We start from the raw sequence: 591 nt of genomic DNA, 5'->3' as shown, positions 1-591 counted from the left end.
CTCCCCCGCTTAAGGGGGGAGGAAGAATGCGGCAGCTCCCCCCCCGAACCCGACGAGCAGGCCCCTCACCTCTGCCGCTCCACGTTCACGTAGATCGCGGCCCCCAGCGTCATCGCGGCGAGGGTGAACCAGGTCAGCGCGTAGACGAGGTGGTTGTTGTGGAAGGCGACCACCGTCAGCCCGCCGACGGGCAAGCGATCATCCGCCGACGCATCCGCATCGATGAAGTAGGGCGCGATGCCGGAGAGCCCCCGGGCCGAAGCGATCGCGGCGACATCGCGGGAATACCAACGATCCTCGGCGGTCGCGTTGCTGCGCAGGAACGCGCCGCCGGGTTCGGTGAGGCGCAACAGGCCGGTGACGTCGACCTCGCCCTCGGGCCGGCGCCAGCCGGCAGGATCGCGGCGATCGGAGGGAACGAAGCCGCGGTTCACCAGCACCGTGAAGCCGTCGGCGACCAGCGGCGTCAGCACCCAGAACCCGCCGCCGAGCACCGTCACCGCCTGGACCAGCGTGGTGGACTCGTGGCGGAAGCGGCCCGCCACCCGGACGTGGCGGTAGGCGTCGGCGGCCTCGGTCACGCTCGGCCAC

At 71.4% G+C, this 591-nt stretch carries 1 protein-coding gene; it reads right to left on the bottom strand.

Annotated features, from left to right (window positions below):
* Positions 1-65: 65 nt before the first annotated feature.
* Positions 66-591: SURF1 family cytochrome oxidase biogenesis protein (locus FV223_RS29480; protein WP_147730101.1), on the bottom strand; the 526-nt coding region annotated here is incomplete at its 5' end.

Origin of the sequence: Methylobacterium sp. WL116, assembly GCF_008039455.1 — a bacterium.
Classification (GTDB): Bacteria; Pseudomonadota; Alphaproteobacteria; order Rhizobiales; family Beijerinckiaceae; genus Methylobacterium.
The sequence above is the reverse complement of the archived record's forward strand: the minus strand, read 5'-3'. Positions and strand labels throughout refer to the sequence as shown.